This is a genomic window from Cytobacillus firmus NBRC 15306 (assembly GCF_001591465.1).
GTDB lineage: Bacteria > Bacillota > Bacilli > Bacillales > Cytobacillaceae > Cytobacillus > Cytobacillus firmus.
The window spans coordinates 1-1,384 of sequence record NZ_BCUY01000215.1; the positions used below are offsets into that span (position 1 = coordinate 1).

At 43.1% G+C, this 1,384-nt stretch carries 1 protein-coding gene; it reads right to left on the reverse strand.

Translation table 11 applies throughout. The features are described 5' to 3' along the window. Nucleotides 1-241: 241 nt before the first annotated feature. Nucleotides 242-1,370, reverse strand: a protein-coding gene (locus BFI01S_RS21905; protein WP_115596858.1) for an IS3 family transposase whose coding sequence is annotated in 2 segments (ribosomal slippage) — nucleotides 242-1,105 and nucleotides 1,107-1,370 — 1,128 coding nt in all. Because the reading frame shifts where the segments join, the coding sequence is not laid out codon by codon here. Nucleotides 1,371-1,384 lie beyond the last annotated feature (14 nt).

Sequence of the window (1,384 nt, forward strand, 5' to 3'; positions counted from 1 at the left end):
AAAGTGGACCCCATCGTCAAGACACTAATTTAAAATTTTTAAGGTGGGTCAGAGTCATAATGGACGTCTGCTTTTAGGAGCTAGAGGTGCTCACTGGGGCTGTGGGGTTGGTGGGTGCACATTTTTTTGCGAGTAATTCATCCTACTTTATTTTTCCTTCTCAGGGGAGGTTCTGTCAAGGGCGAGCGGAGCGAGGGCTTGCCGTACCCTTGACAGGTTCTCTCCTGAGAAGCATCCTCCCTTAAGGATGAATCACTCCGAGGCCATAAACGGAGGCAGGGGGTTTATAGCCAAGCGATTGGTGAGGGCGTTCATAGTTATAGAAGTGGATGAAATTGTTAATCTCTTTCCTTGCTTCTCTTGGACTCTCGTAATCTTTTAAGTAGACCTCCTCATATTTAATCGTTCTCCATAACCTCTCTGTAACAATATTGTCAAGGGCTCTTCCTTTTCCGTCCATACTAATTCGGATGTCTTTATCAAGCAGTAATTCAGTATATTTAGGACTGGTGAAATGGCTGCCTTGATCACTATTTAAGATCTCTGGCTGCCCAACCGATAGAGCCCGTTTCACTGCCTCCAAGACAAAATCAATCTCTAGTGTTTGGTCAAGCTCCCAGCTAACGACAAAGCGAGAATACCAGTCTATTAGGGCCACAAGATACATCCAGCCACGCTGGAGGCGAATATAAGTAATATCAATACCCCAGACGTGATTAGGGCGGGTAATGGCCAAATTTCTAAGGAGATACGGATAAATCCGGTGCTCCAGTTTGCGTTTACTAAGGTTGGGGCCGGGAGAAATCCCCGCAATGCCCATTTCTCTCATATGGCGTTGTACGGCCTTACGATTAATATTGAGTCCACTGTTGTTTAGAACAACGGTAATTCGTCTGGAACCGAAATAAGGATGTTTAGTATAAACCTCGTCAATCTTATGCTTGATAAATACTTCTTCAGGAGAAGGCTCGACAGGCTTATAATACAAGCTAGAACGATTGAGTCCAAGCAGCTCAGCCTGGGTGGTGATTGGCAGTTCTTTATCATCCCAATCAATCATTTGAATACGTTCGGCCCTACTCCTTGATTCCAGATTTTTTTTTAAGCCACGACAATTGCGTGGTTAAACGGCCAACCTCAGCGTAGAGGTTTTCAATTTGATTTTCATAATCCGCCTTCATTTGATCCGCTTTTTTATTTTCTTTAGCGAAGATCAGAGGCATTTGTTCAAGAAATGCATTCCTCCATTGTCGAATTTGATTGACGTGAATTCCATGAGATGAAGCGATTTCATTCATGGTTTTTTCTTCCTTTAGGACCTCTAGCACGATTTGAGATTTAAACTCTGGTGTATATCGTTTTCTTTTCATAAACCTACTTTAAC